The organism is Streptomyces sp. NBC_00289 (assembly GCF_041435115.1).
Lineage (GTDB): Bacteria > Actinomycetota > Actinomycetes > Streptomycetales > Streptomycetaceae > Streptomyces.
On sequence record NZ_CP108046.1, the window covers coordinates 431800 to 452451 of the forward strand.

Consider the following 20652-nt stretch of genomic DNA (forward strand, 5'->3'; position numbering starts at 1 on the left):
GATCGCCTCACCCCTGGGGAGCTAGGTAGTTGATACCTCACTTGAAGTGAGCCTCCTCCTCGAGCCGGGGCGGTTGCAAGTTCCGGGATCGCATAGATCGTCGGTGTCGGCGGGAGCTGACGCAGCAAACACAGCCACCGGCCGCGTCTGGCCAGCCAGGCCACGAACTCGTGGGTGCCACCGCTGGAATCGTCCGGATCAGTGTGTGATGTCCGCGCCGGTACTTCTTCGGCAGCTGGGCCAGGGCGAGTTGGGCGGTGGTGATGTGGTCGGCGGCGGTGTTGCTGCCCACGTTGCCGGGCCGCAGCAAGCCCGCGACCGGTTCCCTGCTGCCGCCCCGGCCGTGATCGACGAAGGCCATGAGCGGGTGGTGTCCGAACGTCTTCCCTCCAGGTCGCGGTGGCGTCCTGTTTCTCGGAGTGGGCCAGGACGAGCACGCCGTCGATGTCCACGATCACCTGTCCGCCGACGTCCGGTGCGCTTGCCCGGCTAGTAGGCTGTCGCGACTAAGTGTCTTCCTGGTTGGTGGAGTTGGCCGAGCGAGCGTCACTTGTCGCTTCCGTTCGGCCGGGCAGGGGTGCCGTGTCCTCGCAGAAGAAGTATCCGGTCGCGTTGTGTGCCGAAGATCGTCGGGCTTTGGAGCGCGTGACGACGACGGGGTCCGCAGCGCGTCGATGATCAGGCGGGCGCGGGTGCTGCTCGCGTTGGACACCTCGGCCGGCGCGGTCGCTCCGCGGGTGGTGATCGCGGACCGGGTCGGGGTCTCGTGCGATACGGTCCGCCTGATCTCGAAGCGGTACGCGGAGACCGGTGGTGATGTGTGGGCCACGGTCGGCCGGAAGGCACGCGCACTCCCGCCGGTACCCTCCGCAGTGACCGGCGAGGTCGAGGCGCGGTTGATCGCACTGGCCTGCTCGACGCCGCCCAAGGGACACGCCAGGTGGTCGCTGCGCCTGCTGGAGAAGCACGTCGCGCTGGTCGAGGACATCCCGGACCTGGACCACTCCACGATCGGCCGGGTGTTAAAAAACGGAATTGCGTCCTCATGTGAAGAAGTGCTGGACCATCCCGCCGGCTGCGAATGCGGCTTTCGCCGCGGCGATGGAGGACGTCCTGGCGGTCTACCGCCGACCCTTCGATCCGGCGCGCCCGGTGGTGTGCATGGATGAGAAGCCGTACCAGCCGCTCGGTCACGTCCGCGATCCGCTTCCCGCACGGCCGGGCCGTGACCGGCGCGAGGACAACGAGTACGTCCGCTCGGGGACCTGCTCGATCTTCTGCTGGGTCGAGCCGCTGCGCGGATGGCGGCGCGTGGACGCGCAGTCCCGCCGGACCAGGGTCGACTGGGCGCACCAGGTCGAGCACCTGCTGACCGTGGACTACCCCGACGCCGCCACGGTCGTGCTGGTCATGGACAACCTCAACACCCACACCACAGCCTCGCTCTATGAGGCGTTCGACCCGGCGAGGGCCTTCGCGCTCGCCCAGCGCCTGGAGATCCACCACACACCCAAACACGGTTCCTGGCTCAACATCGCCGAGATCGAGTTGTCCGCACTCACCCGCCAGTGCCTGGACCGCCGCATCCACGACCTCGCCGTGCTCAACACCGAACTCGCCGCCTGGCAGCAGTACACCAACAGCAACCAGCGCCAAGTCGACTGGCACTTCACCACCGACGACGCACGCGTGAAACTGCGCCACCTCTACCCAACAACACAGAGAAATTAAGGCGCGACAGTCTACTAGCACCAGCAGCCAGGTTCCCTCACCGACCACAAAGAGTCCCCCGGCCTAGAGACAAAGGCAACGACGCCCCTACGCGGCCCGGACGGCGCTCATCAGCCAACCCTTTTCTGACCGCGCCGCAACCACTTCTACAACCGCTGCCGGTGACCCGAGTTCCACTGTCCACCCTGGTACGGATCACCAGACACAGGGACGATCGAGGAGTCCTTCCAGTCCGGCAAGGACCTGACCGGGCTGGACGAACATCAGGTCAGATACGGGACGTCCTGGCACTGCCGGGTCCCTCTCGCCCGCCCATGCCTCCTCACCGTCGTCCGCGCGGACGAACTCCACCCGTCATCCCAGGGCCGGACGGGCCGATTGCCCGATTTTTTATGTTTTGGGTATCGTCTACTCAGGGAGCCTGCGCTCGACGGGAGTGTGCTGGAAGTACCAGAAGAAGCATTCCGGCCCCCTTCCGGACAGGCAGTGATCTTGATGACGACCACCACGATCTCCCGCAGCCGGCAGCAGCGCCCGCGCCGCACGCCGCCGCGGCCGGTGCGCGCGTGTTCAGCCTGCCACTGGAACACGGACCGCTCGCACCGGCCACCGCCCGCCGTGCCGCCCGCCCCATCCTGGCCTCCTGGGGACTAGATGAGAACCAGCTCTACGACGCCCTGCTGGTCATCTCCGAACTGGTCACCAACGCCGTCACCCACGCCCTGCCCCCCGTCGCCCTGCACCTGCACACCACCACCAACGGCCCAGGCCGCGTCCAAGTCCACGTCAGCGACGGCGGCCCCCACACCGCCTCCCCCACCACCAGCTGGGCCACCACCCGCCCCACAGACGAACACGGCCGCGGCACCACCATCATCACCACCCTCGCCCACCACACCGGCACCACCCCCAACACCAACAACGACAACGACACCAACACCGACACCGACGGTCTCATCGACCACTGGGCCGACCTCGGCGCCGCCTGACCCCACCAGGCATCCTGGAAGAACCCCGCCCCACACGCGGGAGCACCAGGAAGCCAGCCAGCCCTGGCCCACCCGAACATCTCCGGAGGCGGCCATGCGAGCGGACCAACTGCTCCAGACCCACACCCTGTGGCACGGAGACACCGTCCTGCTCCGCCTGACCGGAGAACTCGACCTCGCCACCACCCCACTCGTCCACCAAGCACTCACCACAGCACTGGCCGGACATCCCTGGCGCCTCCACCTGGATCTCACCAACCTCGTCTTCTGCGACGGAACCGGCCTACGCGCGCTGCAACATCTCACTGACACCGTCCACGCCACCAACACCACCCTCCACATCACCAGCCTCCACCCCAACATCCACCGCACCCTCACCCGCCTCGGAACAGCCTCCCCCTGGACCCCACCCTTGCTCCTTGGCCTGACACACGCCACCAGCCCACCAAACAACACCCGTGGCCACGCCCCGCAACGGGACTGAGAGCCACCAGACAGCGGTTATCCCGGCCTGCCGCCGATCAGAAAACAGCCAGTGATCGTTCCCGGGAACGCGAGAGGGGCCAAGCCCTTCCCCAGCCCTTCGATCTTCCGCTCGAACGAGCCCTCCCGGTCACAGGGCACGGCAATCTCGACGGGTCCGACCTCGGTTCAGCACCGTTTCGGAGCGGGTTCCGTTGTGGGAGTTGCCCGTTCTTGCCCGCCGATCATGCCTGTCATTCCGAGGTGATCGGTGATCTCGCCCTCCAGAGCTGACACCAGACGCCCTGACGCACCGCCGGACGCCTCCACCCCCGACAAACGTGACAACGCTTCGCCGACTGGCCCACGCCCCGCTACAGCCGACCCCGTCGCCGCTCTCGTTGCGGCTCTCACCGACGCCACGCAGAACTGACGGATAAGCTGGCCAGGGACGCCCGAAGGAGGAGACGATGACGACCGCGTGGGACGCGCTCCCGCCCTGGATGCTGCCGCCCCGTCCGAGTGGGTGGGAAGCTGACGACCTCGACAACGCACCCGATCTTCCCCGACACACTGAGCTGATCGATGGAGCGCTGATCTTCATGATGTCCCCGCAGCGGTCCTGGCACGCCCGCGTCGTCACTCGCCTTACGACGGCTCTGGACGATCAGGCCCCCGAGGGATTCATGATCGACCGGGAAATGACGGTCAAGCTGAACGAGAAGAACCGGCCCGAGCCAGATGTCCTTGCTGTCACGGTCCCATACGAACCGGACCGTACGCGCTACCTCCCCGATCAGGTCGCTCTCGCCATCGAAGTCGTCTCAGACGAGTCCGCCGACCGGGACCGGTCGCTGAAGCCGTTCAAGTACGCGCAGGCGGGTATCGCGCACTACTGGCGTATTGAGGAGGAAAATGGCCTCCCCGTCATCCACACGTACGAGTTGGACGACACCACCCGCGCCTACGTCGCCACTGGCATTAACCGCGACCGCATGAAGACAGCGGCCCCTTTCGACATCGACATCGACCTGCCCCGTCTCGTCCGTTGATCAGGGGCGGCTCCCCGGTACTACTGCCGGGTGTCACGTGACGTGATCATGATCGTCTCATTGGCAGTGCATGGGGCTGGCACTGCCGCCGGGTCTGGTCCGGCGTGACGAGCTGACCACGGACGAGGTCCGGTGCTGGGATGAAGCTTCCCCTTGATCGTGGACACCTGGAGACTGGGATGTGAGAGCCCAGAGGGAGCAGTGCCAGGTGGGAAGCAAGTACACGAATCGGTACTCGGACGAGTACAAGCGGGACGCGATCGAGCTCGTGCGGTTGTCGGGCCGGACGATGACCGAGGTCGCCCGGGAGCTCGGGTCAGTTCGGAGTCCCTGCGGGGCTGGGTGAAGAAGGCCCGCGCCGCCCAGGACACCGGATCAGCCCCCGCCGCCGGTCAGGCCGGGCAGAGTGCCGCCGACCGGGACGAGGAGCTGAAGCGGCTGCGGAAGCTGACCGCCGAGCAGGCGAAGACGATCGAGATCTGAAGCGTCCGCCTTCTTCGCGAAGGAGAGCGACCGGTAAGCGAGATATGCCGGTTCATCCATGCGGAGAAGGCGAACTACACGCTCGTGCTGCTATGCAAGGTGATGAAGACGGCCCGCTCCACGTACTACGCGTGGGAGGCCGGAGCCGAGGCGGCGGGCCGATGAGGCCCTGGCGCACGCGATCACGGTGATCCACATCGCATCCCGGCGGAACTACGGCGTCCCGCGCGTCACCGCCGAACTGCGCCGGCAGGGCCGACCGGTCAACCGCGAGCGGGTGGCACGGGTCACGCGGGAACACGGCATCGCCGGGAACAGCCGGCGCACCGGCCGCCGCAGCCTTACCAAGGCCGACACCAAGGCAGCCCCGTCGCCGGACCTGATAGGCCGGGACTTCACCGCCACCCGCCCCGGAACGAAGATCGTCGGGACATCACCTACATCACCTACATCCCCACGGCCGCGGGCTGGCTCTACCTCGCCTCGCGGCTGGACCTGGCCATGCGCGAGATCATCGGGTACTCGATGGCCGACCACCACCGCGCTGAACTCGTCGTCGACACCCTGGACATGGCCGCCCACTGGGCCGCCTGGAACCCGGCTGCGTGATCCACAGCGACCGCGGGTCGCAGGGCGGATTCAACTGGTCGTCGCAACACCTTGATCACGGAGGTGTTGGATGGGACGGCCAAGGAAGCCGATGCCGCAGGTGCCGGCCGGGGCACGACGGCAGTGGGCCGCGGATCGGGCGATGCGGGCACCGATGCGCTCGCCCGGCCGCCCGGAGCCGTCGCGCGCTGTGCAACGGGAGTCTGGCGCCTGATCGCGTCCGGGGTCACAACGGTCCAGGCCGCCGAAGGGGTCGGCGTGTCGGCACCGGTCGGGATCCGATGGTTTCGACACGCTGGCGGGATGACGCCGCTGAGCCTGGACGAGCCCACCGGCCGGTACCTGTCGTTCGCCGAGCGTGAAGAGATCGCTCTGCTCAGGGCCCAGGACAAGGGCGTGCGGGAGATCGCTCGCAGGATCGGCCGAGACCCCGGGACCGTCTCTCGTGAACTGCGCCGAAACGCTGCGACCAGGGGCGGCAAGCCGGTATACCGCGCCGTGGTGGCGCAATGGAAGGCGCAGCAGGCCGCAAAGCGTCCGAAGCCGGCGAAGCTGGTGGGCAACGAGCGGCTGCGCGAGTACGTGCAGGACCGGCTCGCTGGCAACGTCCGTGGCATGACGGCACGATCGTCCCGGGCCCCAGGACACCGCCGTGGAAGGGGTTGAACAAGCCCCATCGCCGAGACCGACGGTGGTCGACGGCATGGAGCCCAGAGCAGATCGCGCATCGGCTGAAGGTCGACTTCCCCGATGATGAGTCCATGCGCATCAGCCACGAGGCTATCTATCAGTCGCTGTTCATCGAGGGGCGTGGTGCGCTCAAGCGTGAACTGGTCACCTGCCTCCGAACGGGGCGAGCGTTGCGGGAGCCGAGGGTCAGGTCACGGAACAAGCCCCAAGGGCATGTCACCGCCGATGTCGTCCTCAGCGAGCGCCCCGCCGAGGCCAACGACCGGGCCGTACCCGGGCATTGGGAAGGCGACCTGATTATCGGGACGGACAGGTCCGCGATCGGCACGCTTGTCGAGCGCAGCAGTCGTTCAACGCTCCTGGTCCACCTACCACGCATGGAAGGCTGGGGCGAGAAGCCGTATGTGAAAAACGGGCCGTCGCTCGGCGGCTACGGGGCCGTCGCGATGAACGCCGCGCTCACGGCGTCGATGACCAAGTTGCCCGACCAGTTGCGCAAGACCCTGACGTGGGATCGCGGGAAGGAGCTTTCGGGCCACGCGCAGTTCGCGCTGGAGACCGGAACGCGGGTGTTCTTCGCTGACCCGCACGCACCATGGCAGCGCCCGACGAATGAGAACACAAACGGTCTGCTGCGGCAGTACTTCCCCAGGCACCGACCGGTCGCGCTGGTCCGCTGACGAACTCGAGGCCGTCGCTCACGCGCTCAACAACCGGCCGCGAAGGATCCTCGGATGGAAGACGCCCGCTGAAGTCTTCGAGGAGCAACTACGCTCGCTTCAACAAGTCGGTGTTGCATCGACCAGTTGAACTCGCCCAATACACCTCCGGACAACTCCGTGACAGGATCAGCAAGTTGGGACACCGGCAGAGCATGGGCCGGACCGGGAGCTGCTTCGACAACGCCGCCGAGGAGAGCTTCTGGGCCGTACTCAAAGAGGAGATCGGCACCCGCTTCTGGCCCGACCGGGCCACCGCCCGCGCCGACATCTTCGACGTCCTCCAGCGTCTTGTGGTGCGGCAGCTTCGAGAACAGCAGAGACCGGCGGAAGCGGCGGTCGTCGCGGACCGCGAGTTCCTCGGACAGCACCAAGTCGAGGAAGTCGAGATAGCCGAGCTTGCCCTCCTCGGCCCGGCGGGCCACTGAGGATTTTCAGCAGTAGCTCTCAAGGGTGAGGACGGCTTTGGCTGCGGTGGTGAGCCAGGTGGGGCTGCAGCGGGCTTTGCGGAAGATCCGCCAGGTCTTCAATCGGGCCATGCCGCGCTCGACCGGGTAGCGCAGGCGGGCATGAGCCCTGTTCAGCGATAGCTGCCGGCGGTTGAGTTCTTTGCCGGGAGAACGTCGGATCGGGGTGGTGATGGTGCCGCCGGCACCGAGGTAGCCGAGGTCGGCCAGGACCGGGATACCGAGTCTGCGGCAGGTGTCGATGATCCGGTGGGTGCGGGCGGCGGTGAGGTCGTGGGTGCGACCGGGCAGCGCCTTCGAGATCCATACGATGGTGCCGTCCGGATCGGTGACGACCTGCAGGTTCACACCGTGACGCCGGTGCTTTCCCGAGTAGTCCCCGCGGCCGTCACCGACCCGGTCGCACTCCGCGAGGTGCCGTCCACCAGCACGTATTCCGCCCGGGCCTTCACTTCACGCAGGGCCCGCGTCAGCCCCGGAGCCCGGCGCGCCAGCAGGCCCACCACGGAGCGGACATAGGCGTGCGCGGTCCCGACGCTGATGCGGAAACCAGCGGCGATCTGGGCCAGCGTGGTGTGCTGGCGCAAGTACACGAGCGCGACAACCGCACGCGCGGACGGACGGAGCTTGCACCGGCGGTCACCCTCACGAAGGACGATCAGCATCGTGACCGTCTCCACGAGGGCATGCGGGAGGTCGAGTGCGGCAGGATACGTAATCAACGGGGCTCCCCGGCAACCGAGATCGCATGTCAGATACCTCTCTCAACTGCCTGGGAGCCTCGTCCGTTGCCCTGCCAGCCATCCCCTTGCATCACTCGATCAGTGGCCACCCTGAAAACGCTCACTGGTCGGTCTGCAGATCCTGACTGGTGGTGAAGCAGCAGAACGGATCGCGGGGACAGGGTCATGTGGAACGAATAGACCTTCGGGATGCTCAGGTGGGCGAGAACCTTGCCCTCGTCGCCCCAGTCGGCCTGGGCCTGGGCCCGGGGCACGACCTCGAGGCGGCGGCGCATCCCCGCCAATTCCCGCGGCGAGATGCCCAGTTCCTCGGCAACTCGTGGACGGGCTTCCTGCAGATAGACCTTGACGCGCCGGTAGTTGATGGTGGAGCCGTAGTTCTTCACCAGGCGCTCGTGCACCACCGCACCCTTGATGAGGATCTCCGCCTTCAGCATCGCGTCGATCAGCAGCGCGACCTCGTCCACCGCCTTCTTGCGTGGCCTGCCGTTCGACACCCTCCTCGGCGGCGCGGCCGGGGCCTGCCCGGACAGATACATGCGGACCGGCTTCCGGTTCAGGCCCGTCTCCTTGGCGACCTCCGTCAGAGTCACCGCACCGGACTCGAACAGGGCACGGAAACGTCGCAGTTCCCACCAGCGTTGCGGGTCCAACACCATCGCCAGCTGCTGCCCTCCGCCGCCCCTTACCAACCAGCAGCAGAGTGCCGAGCAACAGGACTCACCGCATCAACAAGCCGCCCTTTCCACTCGTACGTCACTGGCCGCGTTCAGACGTACGGCGACAGCGAGATGGCTGGTGGAGAAGAAGGCGCACTACGTGCTCGTGGTCAAGCGGAACCAGCCGACGCTCCACGACGTGCTGCGCTCTTTGCCGTGGAACGAGGTGACCGCGCGACACTGCGAACGAGAGGCCAGGCACGGACGGCGCGAGAGGCCGCTCGGTCCGCACCCTCACCGTCACCGACCTTGCTATGGACTTCCCGCACGTGACGCAGGCCGCGAAGATCCACCGGCACCGCACCGACCTCAGGACGGGCGAGATCACCCGCGAGATGACCTGCCGGCACCTGCGGCATCACCGTAGGCCATCGACCAACTCGCCTGCGGTCACTGGGGCATTGAGGCCGTGCACCACGTGAGAGACACCACGTTCGGCGAGGACGCCCCCCGGACGCCCCGAAGATCCGCACCGGGCATGGGCCGGAGAACATGGCCACGCTGCGCAGCTTCGCGATCAGCACCCTGCGCGGCGCCGGACATCACGGCATCGCCGCCGGCTGGCGCGAGATCTCCTACGCGCCTTTCACCCGCCCGCTGGACCTGATCGGCCTACTCCGAGCAGCAACGCCACATGATCGCTGGGACTTTGAATCAGCCCTGGCGCCGGTGCGGGCCAGAGCAAGGAGGGTGCGCAGGCTTTCCTTGGCGATCCAGGCGGTCAGGCCTCCCACCATCACCAGAGTGACGACACCCTCCTGGACCTTCGAGTCCAAGTCGCTCGGGTGTCCAAGACCGGCCCAAGGCCCGACGTGAGTAGCAATTACCTGCGCGGGGCGCGTGAAGCGGTCCGTATTAGGCAGCAACACCACTTCGGTGGCTCGCTTCGGAGGGTGCTTCCTCCAGTCGAATTATAAGGAGAGATCATGTTCCTCACGCGAAGCCTTGCGGGTCTGGCGCTGGGTGCAACCGCTGTTGCCGGTGCGGTTCTCGTCCCGGCCGTGTCAGCCCAGGCCGTGGTTTTGGTTCCGCGGCACCAAACTGTTACCCCGACTTTCAACATGTTCGTCCACGCCGAGTCGGAGAATGCAGCCCCGGATGGCATCACGAATCCCGTACTCAAGTTCGAGGCACCTACGAAGATCGTGGCTTTCCAGAAAACCACCACCTGGACTATGCAGGCGTGTCAGGAAGACTTCACCGGTGAGGCGGTGCGCGTGGTAGCTGAACTGCGAGCAACGCTTGAGCAAGACGGCATGCACACCACAACCAAGATGAGCCTTTTCGACGGAGCTGGGTGCGGCAACACGGACTTCGACGGACTTTCCTCCTTCTCTCACCTTGTGAAGGGAAGGGGCAAGTCGGACGTGATCGGGGGCATGCGGGTGAACAACACAGCTGAGTACTCGTCCACTGCTGGCGACAGCCGGGACTATGCCAGTATGGCGATCAGCCTTAAGCACTGAAATTCACAGGAGGTTCGGCCTCGCCGCAGCCCCGGGGCTGCGGCGTAGTCGCTTGATGCCGCGATGATCTGCGACTTGGTGGGGTTCCGGCGGGAGCGTGACAGGCATGGGCTTCCAAGATCATGGAATTCTCGACGTCCCGTGATCCGAGTGGAAGAACGTGCCTGCCGACGCATCATCGCCGATTCCGTTTGCCTTTGACCGACTCCGCGACTCCGTGGCGCATTTCGCCGCGGGTGGAGGTCGGGTTCGGGAGGGTCTGTGAAGATTTCGGCTCTGGCCCGTAGTCGGTGGTAGTGCTGTGTAGTGCTCATTGAGCCCTTCAGCGGCCACTCCCCCAGGTGAATGGGTGCCGAAGGTTGACCGGGGCACGGCCTGCAGTGATCGGCAAGCTTTGCGGAGACGGCCGTCACCCGATCGTTGCCAAGCTGAAGAAGCTCATTGAGTTTCTTCGAGCTGGGCCCCGATCAGGTGACGCCCACCAAGCGCAGCGAGCGAGGCCTCCGGGCAGTTGATCGAGATGTCTGAGTGGGCGTTCTGCGAGCTTTTGCCGGCTGTCAGTCTGGGTGTGGGGCTGGCTGCGGAAGCGTGAAGAGGCCGGGTTCTGGTTCGGTGAGGATGCCGCGGCTGACCAGGCGTTCCAGCTTGGCGCGGGTGCCTTCAACGTGCCGGGGCTCGGTGCCGGTGTTCAGGGCGAGGCAGACTTCTTTGGGATGGAGGCCGTGTTCGGTGTCCTCGAACAGCGCGAGGATCTGGCGGTAGGCCGAGGGCAGCGGCTCGAGCCCGCCGGGGAGATCCGGGGCGATCTCCAGGATGGTCTCGTAGGTGATGCGCAGCCGCTGCAAGGCCCGTTCGGCGGCCTCGAGTTGGGTAGTGAGCTCGGCGATCTGGGAACGGAGCTTGTCGGCCAGGTCGCGGGCCGCGGCCTCGCGTATCTGGAGCTGTTCCAGGAACTGGTGCATGCTCACTCCGGCTCGTTCCGCTCGTTCCCACCGGGTCCCCGCGGTCGGGCGGGCGGCGGGTCGCGCCAGGTCAACGTCGTAGCGGCGGTGAGGCGGCGGGTCATCACGTCGGTCATCGACCAGCGGATCCATGAGGCCGAGCTGGCGGGCAGCGTTTCGTAGTCGCGGGCCAGGCGGCGGTGCAGCATCAGCGTGCCGAAGGTCTGCTCGACGATCCACCGCTTGGGCGCCGGCGTGAAGCCCTTGGTGTCCGGACCCCGCCGGACCACCTCGACGTCGATGCCCAGGGCGGCGCCATGGTTGATGACCGCGTTCTTGAACCCGGCGTCCACCCAGCTCTTGGTCACCGACGGGTTGTCCGCGGCGACCCGGTCCAGCAATGTGATGCCGATGGCGTTGTCGTGCACGCTCGCGCCCACCACGATCACCGCGATGAGCAGGCCGAGCACGTCAGTGGCGATGCCCCGCTTGCGGCCCCGGCTCTTCTTGCCCGGATCCAGCCCGGTCGTCTCCTTCGGTGCGTTGACCGAGGTGTGCACGGTCTGGGTGTCCATCACGATCGCGGACGGGTCCTCGCTCCGGCCGCGGCTCTCTCGGACCTGCCAGCGCAACAGGTCATGGATCACCTGGTCGGTGCAGTCGTCGCGCCACTTGCCGAAGTAGTAGTACACCGCGGTGTACGGCGGGAGATCGTGCGGCAGGTAGCGCCACTGGCAGCCCACCCGGGCCTGGTACAGGATCGCGTTGACGATCTCCCGCATCCCGTACTGGCCTTCGTGGCCGCTGACCGAGCGGTGCTGCCCCTTCCAGGACGTGATGACCGGCCGGATCAGCTCCCACGCCTCGTCCGACAGATCACTCGGGTACGGCTGCCGCTCGGCCACGTTTCCAGAACACCGCAGGACCGCTCAACCGCAACCCGCCAAACCGGACAACCGGCCACGACGACTCGCAGAACGCCCACTGACGTCTCAACCACGCTGCTCGGGGGCCTCGTTGGTCATCTATCCTGCCGCACTCGACCTGCCAGCATGCGCTCGCACTCGCCCGACTCACCGGCGAGTTCGCCACGCCCCTGACCCCGACCCAGGCCAACGACGACAAGCTCACCCAGTGGATCGCCACAGTCCGCACCGCTGGCCTGCCCCACCTGCACAGCTTCTGCAACGGCCTCGAACTCAACCGCACCGCCGTGAACGCCGGCCTCACCCTGCCCCACCACAACGGCCGGACAGAGGGCGTCAATACCCGAACCGAGAAGATCACGCGGCAGATGCACGGCCGAGCAGGATTCGACCTCCTCCGTCACCGCATCCTCCTGCAATGGGGAGAACGCACCGTCACCACCGACTACGGAACAGAGCCGTTAAATTGACACACCCCAACGACCCTCACGGACCAGCGGACACGCCACCCACGAGTGAAGCTGACTAAGCCCTACTAGCCTGCGCGTTTCACTTGCCGCGGTGTCCGGATCTTGATTTGGAAACGCGAAAGCGCCCTCTGAGCTGGGAAGATGAGGCTTGTCGAAGGTCTCTGTCATCCCAGCAGGAGGGCACTTTCTGCGTGCACACTACCGCCTCGCGCCCCAAGCCCGTCGTCTCGGCCGACGGCCACGGGGTGGTCAGCCATGCCGGGTCCCGGCTGTTGGCCGATCTCGCTGACACCACCGGTCTGACCGCCGCGTTCACCGACGCTCTGCGCCGTCGTCTGCGGCCACGCGGCACCGGAGACAACCCGGGCAGAATCGCGGTGGACCTGGCGGTGATGCTCGCGGACGGCGGCGAAGCCATCGCCGACTTGGCCCTACTGCGTGACCAGGCCGAGGTCTTCGGACCGGTGGCCTCTACTCCGACCGCCTGGCGCCTGCTGTCGGCATCGACCACACGGAACTGGAAGCACTGCACACGGCCCGAGCTGCAGCGCGCGAGGTCGCCTGGATGTAGGCCGCCGAGACGGGCCGCGGCATACCCGCGGCCCAAGCCGGCGGGCGGAACCTGCCCGGGCTGGTCACTGACATGGACGCCACCGTGGTCACCTGCCACTCCGAGAAAGAGCAGGCCGCAGCCACCTACAAGCGAGGCTTCGGCTATCACCCACTGCTGTGCTTCCCGGACAACACCGGCGGAGCCCTGGACCCGACTGCTGCGGCCGGGCAACGCAGGCGGGCGCCAACACCGCCGCCGACCACATCACCGTCCCAGAGCGTTCCTGGCTCACCTGCGGGCCCTGCACGCCCGAGGCGTCCACATATCCTTCTCGGTCGGACATCCCGTCACCGAGCCGGTACGCCGCGCGATCCGCGCCCTGCCCGACAAGGTCTGGCACCCCGCGCTGGAGCAGGATGGCACCCTGCGCGCCAGCGCCGAGGTCGCCGAGCTGACCGGCATGGTCGACCTGGACGGCTACCCCGGCGGCACCCGGATCATCGTCCGCCGCGAGCGCCCGCACCCCGCCGCCCAACTGTCCCTGTTCGACCTGGATGAGGGCATGCGCCACCGGGTCTTCCTGACCGACACCCCTATGGCGAAGGCTCGCTGCAGCACCTGGAAGTCCGCCACCGCGCGCACGCACGCGTCGAGGACCGCATCCGCTGCGGAAAGACCACCGGCTTCGGCCGCTTCCCCTCCCGCCACTTCCCCCTCAACCAAGCGTGCTGGAGCTGTCCCTGACCGCCACCGATCTGCTCGCGTGGACCCAGACCCTGCTGCTCGAAGGAGAGTTGGCCACCGCCGAGCCGAAGAAGCTGCGCTACCGGCTGCTGCACGCAGCCGCCCGCATCACTCGCGGCGGCCGCCGCCTTCGCCTGCGGATCGCCGCGACCTGGCCCTGGCGGCAAAAACTCATCAACGCCTTCGTCCGCCTCACCACACTACCCGCGCCCGACCACCTGAACTGCGGCAATGTCCCTGCCCTCCCACCACCGAGGAACCCGTTGGAGACCCCGGCCCGAGCGTCGGGCCCAAGCCATGCCCACACACCGAACCAGGGCCGACAGCACCAGTCCTCCGCCATCACTCCAGCTCAACCACTCGAAGCGAAACGGGGAGGCTAGCTTGCGCACGCCAGCACGCGGCGAGGCAGGCGCCCGCCCTGCCCGCTAACTCCCTAACCACGCAGCCGAGTTGGTCGGCCAGGCGGGTGGTGCGACGCTGGTAGCGCTCCACGACACAGGGAACCTGCTCACGGAACGTCTGCCGCGTACAGCCGAGCACCGGGCACATCAGCCGGCGCAACATCACCGAGACGACCACCCGACGTCCATCCACCGGCACGTTTGCGACCTCCGTCCCTGGAAGCCGTGCACGCGCCCCGCCGGCTGCCCGCACACCGGGCACGGCACCGGATTCCCGCGTCCGCGCCAACACCCAGATGACGTCTCCCTCGTCCGCCACGACTTCGACGACGAGGCCGACAAACCCGAAAACACCACGCCCACAAGCTCATTGACACCCATCACAAGATCATGATCACGTGCTGCTACTCGGTGTTACCACCGTTTACGGGCCAGAGCCGTTGATTAGACAGTCCCGCGGAAACAGCATGATCAGGGGGTGGTCACCAGGATCCCTTCCTCAAGGGCCTGCGAGAGGAGGTCGAGGATGTCGGCGTGCTCGGCATCAGCAGCGCTCATCACGCCGCTGAGTGTGGTCCGGCCGTCGATTTCGCGTAGGAGGCGTGACCAGGCGGGTGCGTCCTGCTCTCTGATCATGTACTCGACGGTCCCGTCGATGGCCAGGTACGAGATGTCGGAGTCTTTGTCGTCGCGTAACAGAAGCACGTTCTCCGCGAACGCGAGGACCGTGTCGTCGGGGGAATGTCGGCCGAGAGTGACCGACTCGATGTCGGTGCGCTGAGCGGACCACTCGGTTACCGAATAGGCCCGCGGCGCACGAGGTCCGTTTGCAATGATCAAATCAGGCGGGTCGGCTGCCATCGTCGCGAGAAGGCCGAGGTTGATCAACCGCAGCACCCGATCGACCATGTGTGAACTGGGTACGTCGCGCAGTTGCTTCAGCGCGGCGCGCAGGCCATCGGCGTGGAGTAGGTGAGCGGCTGCTGGGGTGGCAAGGGCTTCGTCCAGCAATTCGCCGTTGCTACTCGTAAGCATCTGGGCGAATACAGCCCGAGAGTGGCCGCCTCCGTGACCGAGGATGAAGGGGACCTTCGGGCGCTTGCGTATCGGGTCCGGCAGGACGTCCCGCATGGCGTCGCGGAGGATCCGTTTGTCCCACAGCAGGCGGGCGCGGCGCTGAGGCGGAATGGCTGCGGTCAGCTCGACCAAGCGCGGGTCGAGGAAGGGCACCCGGGCCTCTATTCCGTGGCCTGAGGCACTGCGGTCTTCGTGCCAACAGTTGTACCGTTCGATGTCGTGGTACTTCATGGTGATGAAAGCGGCGTAGGAATCGACAGGGGGAGAGAACGCCGGGAGAGCGGTGTCTCGCAGCAGCGGCTTGTCGGTGGTTTCCCACCACAGGCTCAGTTCCGGAGCGGAGGCCAGAGCGGTACGGCGGCTCATCCCGGTCAACTCGGCGATGAAGCCTTCCCAACCGTCGTCGCCCGCCATGTCCGCGGAATACCCGCCGTTGAACTCGTCCGAGCCCTGGCCGAGCAGCATGACCTTGAGCCCGGGCCGGACGCTTCGGACGTATCGGTACAGCTCGTATTTGTAGAACTGCTCTGGACCGCAGAGTGGTGTCTCCTGCAGCCAGAGCAGGTTCTTCCACTCTTGTCCGCTGGGGATGCGGTCACGTTCGAACAGCACTTGATGATTGGGCAGGCCCAGTCGGGAGGCATGGTGGTGAGCATGTTCGGCGTCGCCGTTCACCGTTGTAGTGCCGTTGAGCACGGTGAATGTATGCATGGCTGGCCCTGCGTCACCGGCCGTGGATGTTGCGAGGGCCGCGAGGGACGCAGAGTCCACGCCCCCGCTGAGCATCAGCCCGATTTCTACATCGGCCATGAGACAGTCGGTGACGGAGGAGCGGAGGATATCTCCATAGTGGCGGACGATCTCTGCGTCGCTCGCCCCTGTCTCGCCATGGCCAGAAGGCGGCGGGAATCGCCAGAAGGCATGCTCTGTGAGGTCTGCGGTCTTAAGATTGAAGTCGAGGATCGTACCGGGCCGGACCGCATCAACGCCTGTGAACCACGTCTGGGGCCGGCGGGTCACCAACAGTGGCTCCCAGGTCAGGGCGCGGTCGGCCAGAGCGTCTTCCCAGGCGATTGTGCGTGGGCACCGGGGATCTTGTAGCAGCGCCTTGATTTCCGACCCGTAAACGAGGCGTTCGCGGTCACGGTGGTAGAACAGTGGCTTGATTCCGAAGTAGTCCCTCGCCAGGAGGAGTCTGGCGCGGCGTCGATCCCACAGCGTTAGGGCGAACATGCCCCGGACGCCCTCCAAGAATTCCAGGCCACGGTGGTGGTAGAGATGTAGCAGCACCTCGCAGTCTGACTTGGAACGCCAAGTAGTGTCTTGCGGCAGGCCCTTGGCGAGTTCGCGGTGGTTGTAGATCTCGCCGTTCACGGTCAGGACGACGGAGCCGTCCTCGCTTACGAAGGGCTGCCGCCCACTGGGCAGATCGACGATGGCCAGGCGGCTGAAGCCCATTGCCACAGAGTGGTCGACGATCATGGCATTGTCGTCGGGCCCGCGCAGTGACAGGGTACGCAGCATTCGGCTGAGGGTCTGTTCGGTCTCTTCAGGGAGTTTTCGGCCACCGAAGGCGGCGTGTCCGGCTATGCCGCACATGCAGTCCCCTTGCGGTGCCTGTTCCATATGCTGCGGAGGATGTCCAGCTCTGACATGATAACTTCTTCGGTGGCGCTCCTGTTGTCGCGCTCGAGTATCACCGCTGCGGCGCCAGTGGTGCCGAGCGCGAAATCCAGCAGTTGCCATACCTCAGCGTCCACGTTGCTGTCGTGGGAGTCGACCAGTAGACCCCTGTAGTGGGCGTGGCCGGCGACGTGGAGGTAAGCGATCCTGTCGCCGTCAAGTGAGCGGATGTAGTCGTATGGATCGAACGAGTTGTTTTTGGCGTCGATGTAGAGATTGTTGACGTCGAGGACCATGCCGCAGTCTGCCGTGTTCAGGACAGTGTTGACGAACTGCGTCTCACTCATCGCGTCGCTTGGCTGAGAGAGGAAAGTGACCGGGTTCTCGATGGCGACGTTCATCTGCGCGGCCTCTCGCAGGGCGGCGATATTCCCGGCGATGCGATCCGCCTCGGCGGCCGTGCGAGTGCAGGAGAAAAAATTGGGCACGGAATATTCACCGACCGATGAATAGCTCAAGTGGTCACTGAGGAGGACGATGCCGTTGTCCCGGGCCTCTGCCAGGAGTAGGCGCAATTCCGGCTGGATCTGAAAGTCCGCCCGGGCTGGGGAGAGCGTCATGGCGTGAGCGGCCTTCTGATGCGGCCACCCGAGCACCTCGGTGCCTTCTTTTCCCACTGGAAACGATCCTTCAAAAAGGATCTCCACGCAGTCCACTACTTCCGCGAGGCGTTGCTGAAAATCCGCGAATTCTGGCCGGTACGAGATGCCGACTCCAGCGAATTCACTCATGTCTCATGTTCCTGTTCATCGCTTTGACGAGAATATAGGAGGCTATTCCCACCGTGGCGACGTAGGCCATGGTGGTCAGTGGTAGCGCGTCCGTTCGCAGCGCGCCGAATATGGTCAACGCAAGCAGTCCCGTGCCGTTGTTCACTAGGTCGCTGAGCGCGATGACGCGTCCCCGATACTGTGCGGGCACGGTAGGAACGATGGCGGCGAACAGCATGACGTTCAGCGTCGTTCTGGCGACTACGACGATGACGAATCCCAGCACGAACACGAGCGGGTCGGAGACACCCGAGATAGCGGCGAAGGCGACGACGGTCGCGGCAATGCATGCGCCTGTCGTCGCCACCTGACGACGATCGAGGATTCGGCTCTTGCTCAAGGTGAGATTCGCTGCGAACGCCGCTCCGAATCCCACCACCCAAAAAGCCGAGTAATGGATCGTTTGGGTGGACGGCATGGCTTGCAGCAGTTGCAACGCTACGCCGGTCAGTGGCAGCCCGAGGAGTCCTGCGCTTGCCTGCAGGCCAAGGAGCATGCCCAGTCTCGGTACAGTCCGGACGAGCCGGACTGCTGCTATAACCTGTGCCAGGATTTGGGTGCGCGGTCCGATTCCGCCGGGTCCGACACTCTCGTTGGCCCCAGGTGTCCGACCTACTCCGTAAGGCAGGCCTCGCGACGCGCAGCCATACAGCACCGCTGCGGCGACGATGAGGGCGGCGTTGAGTAGCAGAGCACCACCCCCGGTCAGGCCGTACACGGCCGGCCCTGCGCCGGTGCCGACCAGTTTGGCGGTGGTCAGCCAGGCCCCTCTTGTGGCGGTCCATCGCACCAGCTCGTCTGGCCCACTGAGGAAGGTGAACCAGACCCGGACCGCGTTTCCGGCGATCGTGGCGGCGATCTGAATGACGACGCTAAGCAAGAGGAACGGCCACACTCGGCCTGGCGACAACGCGACGTAGATCGTAATCAGCCCTGCGGCGCTGACAGCCGACGTGGCGATAATGGTCTTGTGTAGCGAGAAGCGGTCGGTGACAGCCCCGGCGACAAGCGTCGTAACGAGGCCGGCGATTGTCTGCACGGTGAGCAGCCAGGTGAGGAACGAGACTTCGCCCGTGAGGGCGACCACGTAGACGGGCAGGCCTGTCCATGTGAGCGACGTCCCCACTGTCTCGACCGTTCCCGCGACCAATCCCATCCGGACGGCTGCACTATGGGGAGCAACCTGCTCAACGGGTTTCAACGACGGCACCGGCATCGACAAGCATCCTGATCAGTTCATCGCTCACATCCTCGCCGCCTGCCAGGGCTACCCGGACCTCCGCCGAAGAGCGGGGACGGCGCAAATAGGCGAGAAGATCCGCCACGCTGCTGTCTACCTCCGATACGGTGACTGTGTTCTCGCCGCTGCTTTGCAGAACGTAGTGCCGGATCCCGTCGGCCTGACCGATCGTCCACAACTTGTCCGGCGGCGTCTCTAGAAGCTCGTCCAGGTCGAATCCGCTGCGAAACACAGCGGTGCGGGAAGCCCGCCGAAGGGTCCCCGGTTCGCCGTCGACGACCGGGGTCGAGCCGATCACTTGCAAAGTCATCTGGTAGCGGGCCAGGGCGACACCAGCACTGCCAGGAAACTCCTCGCCCAGCCAGGTGCAAAATGCCCGCAAGTCCGCGGAGTCTCGGGAGTCCTTAACCACGACCTGGCGTCTGAAGTTGGCCAGCAGCTGGTCCCATCCATCATCTGACATCCGGCCACGCAGCTCGTCGAAGATCAGACCGAAGAAGACGGCACGCGTGCCGTCGACCACGTCCCTGAAGACGGCGAGCTCGTCAGTGTCGAGCAGCTCTAGCTGTTCCCGATCGGTGGAGTCGAACTGATAGCGGCGGAGTACTCCATGCCTGTCCTGGACAAAATCTTGAAACAGGTGCTCATCAACGATGAGGCCTGCCACAAATCGCTGATACTCGAATACGCTCATCGGGCAACCCCCCTCTGGCCGATCGTTTCGTGCCCGCCCATCCGGACTGCATAATACGCAGCGTACGCCTTTCGGTAAAAGCGCAGGAATTCGTCCTTGTCATCACCTTCCCGCCCTTGGACCATCAGTCGATCGGTGGAGGAATTTTCCAGCACATACTTGAGCATTCTCAAAGAGAGCCCATTAATCCCCGCCCCATATTTGCGTCGCAATACGGGATTCATCGACCCTTCGGGAACGACGGTCACCATTGCGACGTTATCCAGATTGAAGAGCTTCAAATATTCCTCAGGCTCTTGACCGAGGGTAATTGCACTCACCGCGACGCTCTGCAGATTCAGTTGGAGACCGACCCCTGTTTCTTTAAGTAAGGTGTCGATAAAGTCGAGCTCACTGTATTGCGCCTTTGACTGAGTGACCAGCATGGCTACGTTTTCCAGCGCGAATGGACATGGCGTGCTATCCCTGACGACATTCACGCGATCATACAAATAATGCAGCATCTCATCGCTGTATTCTGGCGGCATATAAAGGTCGAGATTGATGTCGCCGGCACCCGTATAAGAGAGATGGTCTGAGTAGTATTCGCAGCCAGTTACCCGTGCAATGCGATCCGTTTTCTCGATCTGAAACCGGTCAAGTTCATTGTCACCACATATGGAGAGCCTCGTCGAGTGCAATACTATGGGATATCTTCCGGCGAGCTCAGTGATGGCGGATTCGACATCTGCGGTTAGATGAATAGCGTGTGGGTCGAGCTCGATGAAATCGAACTTCTCTCCGTCCCGACATACTACCTCGGCGCCCAATTCTGAAGTGAGTGCGATCCCCACCCCCGCGGCATGTGAAATCTGCAAAATCATCCCCCTATTTAGTGACCCACCCGACAGTAAACAGGATCTATTTCCGACCACCGGGCCTTGAATTGATGTGTGCGCAAGACCCGGTGACCGGCTAATTTACTGTCAGCAGAAACAGGTAAGGACAACCTGAGGCTGCTTCTTCAGAACCTTGACGCGC

At 65.1% G+C, this 20652-nt stretch carries 15 protein-coding genes and 9 pseudogenes; 12 read left to right on the forward strand and 12 right to left on the reverse strand.

Features of this window, described 5'->3' with window-relative positions; all coding sequences use genetic code 11:
• Positions 1-131: 131 nt before the first annotated feature.
• Positions 132-482 (reverse strand): annotated as a pseudogene (locus OG985_RS02285) (transposase); the annotation flags it as partial.
• A 192-nt stretch (positions 483-674) separates the two neighbouring features.
• Here OG985_RS02285 and OG985_RS02290 point away from each other — a divergent pair.
• The 8 genes and pseudogenes from OG985_RS02290 to OG985_RS02325 all read left to right on the forward strand — a co-directional run bounded on the left by OG985_RS02290 (position 675) and on the right by OG985_RS02325 (position 6826).
• A complete protein-coding gene (locus tag OG985_RS02290; protein WP_371666605.1) occupies positions 675-1169 on the forward strand; it encodes a helix-turn-helix domain-containing protein in 495 nt (164 codons plus the stop codon).
• Positions 1066-1731: an IS630 family transposase gene (locus OG985_RS02295; RefSeq protein WP_371674226.1), complete on the forward strand. Its 666-nt coding sequence runs from the start codon at positions 1066-1068 to the stop codon at positions 1729-1731. The genes OG985_RS02290 and OG985_RS02295 overlap by 104 nt, the downstream gene beginning before the upstream one ends.
• Positions 1732-2297: 566 nt before the next feature.
• Positions 2298-2720: an ATP-binding protein gene (locus OG985_RS02300; protein ID WP_371666620.1), complete on the forward strand. Its 423-nt coding sequence runs from the start codon at positions 2298-2300 to the stop codon at positions 2718-2720.
• A gap of 94 nt (positions 2721-2814) precedes the next feature.
• The gene (locus OG985_RS02305; RefSeq protein WP_371666622.1) at positions 2815-3204 is read left to right on the forward strand and encodes an STAS domain-containing protein; all 390 of its coding nucleotides are present in this window, start codon (positions 2815-2817) and stop codon (positions 3202-3204) included.
• A 448-nt stretch (positions 3205-3652) separates the two neighbouring features.
• Complete coding sequence (locus OG985_RS02310) at positions 3653-4234, forward strand: Uma2 family endonuclease (RefSeq protein ID WP_371666623.1); 582 nt, start codon at positions 3653-3655, stop codon at positions 4232-4234.
• Positions 4235-4576: 342 nt separating this feature from the next.
• A complete protein-coding gene (locus OG985_RS02315) occupies positions 4577-4717 on the forward strand; it encodes a hypothetical protein (RefSeq protein WP_371666624.1) in 141 nt (46 codons plus the stop codon).
• A 169-nt stretch (positions 4718-4886) separates the two neighbouring features.
• Positions 4887-5030 (forward strand): annotated as a pseudogene (locus OG985_RS02320) (IS3 family transposase); the annotation flags it as partial.
• Between the two features lie 387 nt (positions 5031-5417).
• A pseudogene (locus OG985_RS02325) lies at positions 5418-6826 on the forward strand (IS30 family transposase).
• A 181-nt stretch (positions 6827-7007) separates the two neighbouring features.
• Here OG985_RS02325 and OG985_RS02330 read toward each other — a convergent pair.
• From OG985_RS02330 to OG985_RS02340, 3 pseudogenes are all read right to left on the reverse strand, one after another.
• A pseudogene (locus OG985_RS02330) lies at positions 7008-7154 on the reverse strand (ATP-binding protein); the annotation flags it as partial.
• Between the two features lie 15 nt (positions 7155-7169).
• Positions 7170-7924: pseudogene (locus OG985_RS02335) on the reverse strand (transposase family protein).
• A 130-nt stretch (positions 7925-8054) separates the two neighbouring features.
• A pseudogene (locus tag OG985_RS02340) lies at positions 8055-8604 on the reverse strand (IS21 family transposase); the annotation flags it as partial.
• A 552-nt stretch (positions 8605-9156) separates the two neighbouring features.
• Between OG985_RS02340 and OG985_RS02345 the strand changes: the two are divergent.
• Both OG985_RS02345 and OG985_RS02350 read left to right on the forward strand, forming a co-directional pair.
• Positions 9157-9480 carry a hypothetical protein gene (locus tag OG985_RS02345; protein ID WP_371666625.1) on the forward strand — a complete coding sequence of 108 codons (324 nt, stop codon included), beginning with the start codon at positions 9157-9159 and terminating at the stop codon, positions 9478-9480.
• A gap of 110 nt (positions 9481-9590) precedes the next feature.
• A complete protein-coding gene (locus OG985_RS02350) occupies positions 9591-10130 on the forward strand; it encodes a hypothetical protein (protein ID WP_371666626.1) in 540 nt (179 codons plus the stop codon).
• Positions 10131-10687: 557 nt separating this feature from the next.
• On the opposite strand, the gene OG985_RS02355 is transcribed toward OG985_RS02350, so the two are convergent.
• Positions 10688-11092: a hypothetical protein gene (locus OG985_RS02355; protein ID WP_371674229.1), complete on the reverse strand. Its 405-nt coding sequence runs from the start codon at positions 11090-11092 to the stop codon at positions 10688-10690.
• A 2-nt stretch (positions 11093-11094) separates the two neighbouring features.
• Complete coding sequence (locus OG985_RS02360; protein WP_371666627.1) at positions 11095-11976, reverse strand: IS5 family transposase; 882 nt, start codon at positions 11974-11976, stop codon at positions 11095-11097.
• A gap of 158 nt (positions 11977-12134) precedes the next feature.
• Between OG985_RS02360 and OG985_RS02365 the strand changes: the two are divergent.
• A pseudogene (locus OG985_RS02365) lies at positions 12135-12467 on the forward strand (transposase); the annotation flags it as partial.
• Between the two features lie 161 nt (positions 12468-12628).
• Positions 12629-13982: pseudogene (locus tag OG985_RS02370) on the forward strand (IS1380 family transposase); the annotation flags it as partial.
• Positions 13983-14118: 136 nt separating this feature from the next.
• Here the strand turns inward: OG985_RS02370 and OG985_RS02375 are convergent.
• The 6 genes and pseudogenes from OG985_RS02375 to OG985_RS02400 all read right to left on the reverse strand — a co-directional run.
• Positions 14119-14522, reverse strand: a pseudogene (locus OG985_RS02375) (transposase family protein); the annotation flags it as partial.
• A gap of 117 nt (positions 14523-14639) precedes the next feature.
• The gene (asnB, locus tag OG985_RS02380) at positions 14640-16871 is read right to left on the reverse strand and encodes an asparagine synthase (glutamine-hydrolyzing) (protein ID WP_371666628.1); all 2232 of its coding nucleotides are present in this window, start codon (positions 16869-16871) and stop codon (positions 14640-14642) included.
• On the reverse strand, positions 16832-17659 hold the full coding sequence (locus OG985_RS02385) for a DUF692 family multinuclear iron-containing protein (RefSeq protein ID WP_371666629.1): 828 nt from the start codon (positions 17657-17659) through the stop codon (positions 16832-16834). Before OG985_RS02385 ends, asnB begins: the two co-directional genes overlap by 40 nt.
• Positions 17652-18914, reverse strand: coding sequence for an MFS transporter (locus OG985_RS02390; RefSeq protein ID WP_371666630.1), 1263 nt, complete (start codon positions 18912-18914; stop codon positions 17652-17654). Before OG985_RS02390 ends, OG985_RS02385 begins: the two co-directional genes overlap by 8 nt.
• Positions 18886-19632, reverse strand: a complete 747-nt coding sequence (locus tag OG985_RS02395) for a hypothetical protein (protein ID WP_371666631.1) — start codon at positions 19630-19632, stop codon at positions 18886-18888. Before OG985_RS02395 ends, OG985_RS02390 begins: the two co-directional genes overlap by 29 nt.
• Complete coding sequence (locus OG985_RS02400) at positions 19629-20495, reverse strand: DUF692 family multinuclear iron-containing protein (protein ID WP_371666632.1); 867 nt, start codon at positions 20493-20495, stop codon at positions 19629-19631. Before OG985_RS02400 ends, OG985_RS02395 begins: the two co-directional genes overlap by 4 nt.
• Positions 20496-20652: the final 157 nt, after the last annotated feature.

Excerpts from the sequence above, each read along its gene's own strand:
- OG985_RS02290 (WP_371666605.1), top strand. The coding sequence starts at position 675 with ATGATCAGGCGGGCGCGGGTGCTGCTCGCGTTGGACACCTCGGCCGGC.
- OG985_RS02305 (WP_371666622.1), top strand. The coding sequence starts at position 2,815 with ATGCGAGCGGACCAACTGCTCCAGACCCACACCCTGTGGCACGGAGAC.
- OG985_RS02310 (WP_371666623.1), top strand. The coding sequence starts at position 3,653 with ATGACGACCGCGTGGGACGCGCTCCCGCCCTGGATGCTGCCGCCCCGT.
- OG985_RS02345 (WP_371666625.1), top strand. The coding sequence starts at position 9,157 with ATGGCCACGCTGCGCAGCTTCGCGATCAGCACCCTGCGCGGCGCCGGA.
- OG985_RS02350 (WP_371666626.1), top strand. The coding sequence starts at position 9,591 with ATGTTCCTCACGCGAAGCCTTGCGGGTCTGGCGCTGGGTGCAACCGCT.
- OG985_RS02355 (WP_371674229.1), bottom strand. The coding sequence starts at position 11,092 with ATGCACCAGTTCCTGGAACAGCTCCAGATACGCGAGGCCGCGGCCCGC.
- asnB (WP_371666628.1), bottom strand. The coding sequence starts at position 16,871 with ATGGAACAGGCACCGCAAGGGGACTGCATGTGCGGCATAGCCGGACAC.
- OG985_RS02385 (WP_371666629.1), bottom strand. The coding sequence starts at position 17,659 with ATGAGTGAATTCGCTGGAGTCGGCATCTCGTACCGGCCAGAATTCGCG.
- OG985_RS02390 (WP_371666630.1), bottom strand. The coding sequence starts at position 18,914 with ATGCCGGTGCCGTCGTTGAAACCCGTTGAGCAGGTTGCTCCCCATAGT.
- OG985_RS02395 (WP_371666631.1), bottom strand. The coding sequence starts at position 19,632 with ATGAGCGTATTCGAGTATCAGCGATTTGTGGCAGGCCTCATCGTTGAT.
- OG985_RS02400 (WP_371666632.1), bottom strand. The coding sequence starts at position 20,495 with ATGATTTTGCAGATTTCACATGCCGCGGGGGTGGGGATCGCACTCACT.